Raw genomic sequence first — 4,207 nt, forward strand, 5'->3', positions numbered from 1 at the left:
TAAACATAACAAAGCGTTCAAGAGGGATTCGTGCCGCGTGGCATTTTTGGTATGCGGTGATTTTTGTGGTGAAAGTGGTCTGCGGAAAGTTGGTTTGTGCGGCACTCACCCCTTAACGCGGCGTTATGCTTAATCTCATAAATTCAGTCGCTTGCAAATTTTCTTTGTTCCTTCAGCCATTCGTTCAAGCTTTTCGGCAATTCAATATTGTTCGTCGCTGCCTAAAGAAAAGGCAGTTTTGTTGGCGCTATAAATCTGAGTAATTGCCTCATTTTAGAGTTGAGTTTGTGCGTGGTCAGTGCTGTTTGCTCAAAGTTGCTTTGAGTAATTTGGCTCCTCAGCTTATCAACCCAAAGCGTATCGGCAATTTGAAATTGTTTTTCGCTATCTAATGAAAAGGCAATGTTGCTGACTCGGTGAGTTTGTCGCAGTTGCCTCATTTGAATTTCACGCTAGCGTGTGGTGAGTTTGGCTGATGCAAGTTTTTATTATAATTTGGTTCGAAGTAGAGCCAGTTTTTACTCAAATCATGAGTAGGTTCAGGTTAATCAATTTTCCAGCTTGGTTCGTTTTGTAAAGTTGAGTTATTCTGGCTGCAAGTTAAGCGTAAGGTGTTGAAGTTTAAGCATAACAAACGGTTCAAGAGGGACTGCCAACGCGTGGCGGTTTTTATTCAAATCGGCATTTGTGATTACGGCTGTTATTTTAAGTTCAGTGTTTTGCGTTGTCAGCCCCTTAACCGGGCGTTATGTTTAATCACGTCAAATCAGTTGGTTGTATCTTTTCTTTGCTCCCTCGGCTTGTTGGTTTTGTGCTTGTCGGCAAGTTGGCTTCGTTTGGCGCTGCTTTCTGGACATCTATTCTTTGGCGCTGGAAATTCAGAGAATTGCCTCAATCGATTTTCAAGTAAGCGCGAGGTTGGTTCGGCTTGCTCAATCAATATTTTGATCACAGGTTTTTGGGCTTGAATTGCCGAAATTCGAAGTCTGTTTTTCAAATCTATGAGTCGTTTCAGTTTTTCAGGTCTTGGCTTTTGTTTGTCAGTCAAAACCGAGTTAATCTTGGTTTTGGTAAAACGTAAGTCATTGAAGCTTAAACATAACAAACGGTTCAAGAGGGACAGCCAACGCGCGGCATTTTTATTATGCGTTGGTTTTTGTGGTTACGGTGTTATGCGGAAGCTTGGTAATGGTGTTGGCTGCCCCTTAACCGGGCGTTATACCTTTGGAGGATTAATGGTACTTCAGTTTGATGTAAGTAATAAAAAACTTGTAATTAATAAAGACGGAATTTCGTTAATTGAAATTGAAGCACGGGAAAATGATTATAAATTTTATACTGATGATGTGGACTGGCCTATAGCATCTCAAATTTTTCAATCCGATATAAATGATATTCCCGACGGTTTAAAATTTTCCACTGATATGAAGTCGTCTATTTTTGAATTGGCAGATTGGATCGAATTTGAAAAAGGAGAGAGCTCTTTTGTAAAGATCTCAATCACATTTAATTGGGATAATTGGGATAAACCCACAACAGTGCATAGTTTTTTGGAATATTACAAAAGTGATATGGAGCTTTTAGGTTTTGAGTGTGAAGTAACAAAGGAGGACGGTTGGGCATCTTTATCGATCAAATGCAACCTTAGAAGAGGGAATGTTCAGGACTCACTGGATGAGGCCATTAGGATAGCAAAGCGGCGTTATAATTATGTCGTTACGCAGATCCATCAAAAAGGATCGTCAAATATCTTAGTAAAGGTTTTTGATTTTCCAAAAGAACATGAAGTTGCTTGTGTACAATATCTGATATGGTTTGGTGAGTTTTTGAGTGCATTAGATATTGATGCTACTGTATCTGCAGAGAAACGAGAAGGCGTTACAAATATTATTGTCTCTCCAGTTGATGCTCCAGAGTTACTAAAAACAATAGAAAATTTATTTACCCAATATTTGACGTTACCATACATAGAATACCTTCCAGCTCATAGCCAATCGTTGACTCCAATAGATAGAGCAAATTTACAACAGTTAGTAAATCAGATAGAGAGCTTTAAGAACCAAGTTCAAATGAAGAATGCCATCATTGAACTTAAAGATGCGACAATTGATCAGCTTAAATTTGATCTTAAGCATGCAAACAAAAATCTTGTTTTACTCGAAAGTTTGATTGATAAGCCTGATGTTGAAATTGCGGATAGTGGACTATCGCTTACAAGCTGGCAGTGGGGAATTTTTAAGATCGAACCACAAAAACTACTGAAAAAGTTGACAAAAAAGGTATAACAAAGCATTTAAGAGTGATTCCCAACGCTTGGCATTTCTCATTCCATCGTTGGGTTTCGTGTTTACGGTTGTATGGTTTAGTTTCGTGGTAGCGTTGCTCACACCTTAATGCGGCGTTATGCTTAATCACGCAAAGTCAGTGGTTTATGGTTTCTCTTTGTTCCCTCGGTTGGTTGGTTTTGAGTTTGTCGGCAAGTTAGCTTCAGTGGGCGCTGTTTTCCGGACACTTGTTCTTTGGCGCTGGAAATTCAGAGCGTTGCCTCAATCAATTTTCGGGCAAGCGCGAGGTTAGGGCGGTTGGCTCAATCAGAAATTTGATCTTAGGTTTTTGAGTTTTGATTGCCATAGTTCAAAGTCTGATTCTTAAAAATTATGAGTCATTTCAGTTTTCTAGCTTTTGGCTTTTGTTTGTGAATCAAAGTCGAGTTAATCTTGTTTCCAGAAAAACGTAACCCATTGAAGCTTAAGCATAACAAGGCGTTCAAGAGGGATTCATGCCGCGTGGCATTTTTAGTATGCGGTGATTTTCGGTGGTGAAAGTGGTCTGCGGAAGGTTGGTTTAGGCGGCATTCACCCCTTAACGCGGCGTTATGCTTAATCACCAAAAATCAGTGATTTATGTTTTTTCTTTGTTCCCTCGGCTGGTTAGTTTTGAGTTTGTCGGCAAGTTGACTTCATTGGGCGCTATTTTTCGGACACTTATTCTTTGGCGCTGAAAATTCAGAGAGTTGCCTCAATCAAATCTCGGGTAATCACGAGGTTAGGGCGGCTGGCTCAATCGGAAATTTGATCTTAGGTTTTTGAGTTTTGACTGCTAAGTTCAAAGTCTGATTTTCAAAAATTATGAGTCGTTCCGGTTTTTTAGGTTTTGGCTTTTGTTTGTAAATCAAAGTCGAGTTAATCTTGGTTCTATTAAAAGGTAACTCATTGAAGCTTAAGCATAACAAGGCGTTCAAGAGGGACTTGGCACGCGTGGCATTTTCAATTTGCGTTGGGTTTAGTGGTTAAGGTGTTATGCAGCAACTTTTGTATTGCGTGCCGGCGCCCCTTAACGCGGCGTTATATGCCAGTAATCAGAAAGTCGATAGCAGCAATAATCTCATTTCTAAAAGTGCTCAACTCATTCACAGGATCACGCAGGATTTTAGTTGGAACACTCGCCATTTGATGAGTTAGGATTACGAAGTCGCCTTCATCAATGTGGATCACTGGGCACAGGTGGGTAGGTGCTTTCTTCTCTAACATTTCAACTGGTGTTAAGGGAATCACCAGTCGGGTATTCAGCGTATCAAGCATTTCACTTTGAACATCAACAAAGTATGGGTAAGCGGTAGCAGTGCTTTTATCGTTATTTTGGTATAGTGAAAATTGTGACATTAGAATACTCGGTAAGAATCGGAAAACAGGCCGTGATTTTCTGTTAGTTCATTGCAAGCGCGAATAGCATCTGCATTTTGCTCTAACCACTCAGTTTTACGGCGTTGTTTAACTTCTTTTTCAAGAGCTTTTTCCATTGTTGCAGAGAGGTTTATGTTTAGTCGCTTAGCTTCAGCGAGTAGTTCGCTGTTTAAGCTTAAGTTTGCAGCCTTTTTGGGTGCTTGCGTACTATATGAGTTTCTCATGGATAATTACCTATGCGTATTTTTAGTGCGCATTAAGTATAGGCGCACGAAAGGCATATAACAAACAATTTAAGAGGGATTCCCAACGCTTGGCATTTTTGCTTCTACTTCAAATTTAGTGTTTACGATACAATGCGTTAGGTTGGGTGGTAGCGTTGCTCACCCCTTAATTGGGCGTTATGCTTAATCACCAAAAATCAGTGGTTTATGGCTTTTCTTTGTTCCCTCGGCTGGTTAGTTTTGAGTTTGTCGGCAAGTTTGCTTCAGTGGGCGCTGTTTTCTGGACACTTATTCTTTGGC

5 protein-coding genes and 1 pseudogene are annotated in these 4,207 nt (G+C 40.1%); 3 read left to right on the forward strand and 3 right to left on the reverse strand.

The window, feature by feature from the left end; all coding sequences use genetic code 11:
• The coding region (locus tag UF06_RS24555; RefSeq protein WP_139046365.1) for a DUF3265 domain-containing protein at nt 1-133 on the forward strand (133 nt) is incomplete at its 5' end.
• A gap of 633 nt (nt 134-766) precedes the next feature.
• Here UF06_RS24555 and UF06_RS14440 read toward each other — a convergent pair.
• A complete protein-coding gene (locus UF06_RS14440; RefSeq protein WP_171816735.1) occupies nt 767-1,048 on the reverse strand; it encodes a hypothetical protein in 282 nt (93 codons plus the stop codon).
• Here UF06_RS14440 and UF06_RS28395 point away from each other — a divergent pair.
• Both UF06_RS28395 and UF06_RS24570 read left to right on the forward strand, forming a co-directional pair.
• Nucleotides 1,038-2,285 (forward strand): hypothetical protein, encoded by a 1,248-nt coding sequence (locus tag UF06_RS28395; RefSeq protein WP_171816736.1) that lies wholly within the window; start codon nt 1,038-1,040, stop codon nt 2,283-2,285. The two genes, UF06_RS14440 and UF06_RS28395, sit on opposite strands and share 11 nt — an antisense overlap.
• Before the next feature lie 469 nt (nt 2,286-2,754).
• A pseudogene (locus UF06_RS24570) lies at nt 2,755-2,883 on the forward strand (DUF3265 domain-containing protein).
• Nucleotides 2,884-3,344: 461 nt separating this feature from the next.
• Here the strand turns inward: UF06_RS24570 and UF06_RS14455 are convergent.
• On the reverse strand, nt 3,345-3,662 hold the full coding sequence (locus tag UF06_RS14455) for a CcdB family protein (protein ID WP_020838906.1): 318 nt from the start codon (nt 3,660-3,662) through the stop codon (nt 3,345-3,347).
• Nucleotides 3,662-3,907 carry a type II toxin-antitoxin system CcdA family antitoxin gene (locus UF06_RS14460; RefSeq protein ID WP_045571071.1) on the reverse strand — a complete coding sequence of 82 codons (246 nt, stop codon included), beginning with the start codon at nt 3,905-3,907 and terminating at the stop codon, nt 3,662-3,664. The genes UF06_RS14455 and UF06_RS14460 overlap by 1 nt, the downstream gene beginning before the upstream one ends.
• Nucleotides 3,908-4,207 lie beyond the last annotated feature (300 nt).

Source organism: Vibrio sp. S234-5, assembly GCF_000960595.1.
Taxonomy (GTDB): domain Bacteria; phylum Pseudomonadota; class Gammaproteobacteria; order Enterobacterales; family Vibrionaceae; genus Vibrio.

What these genes read in the sequence shown, in the direction of transcription:
- UF06_RS14455 (WP_020838906.1), bottom strand. Translation starts at nt 3,662, where the DNA reads ATGTCACAATTTTCACTATACCAAAATAACGATAAAAGCACTGCTACC.
- UF06_RS14460 (WP_045571071.1), bottom strand. Translation starts at nt 3,907, where the DNA reads ATGAGAAACTCATATAGTACGCAAGCACCCAAAAAGGCTGCAAACTTA.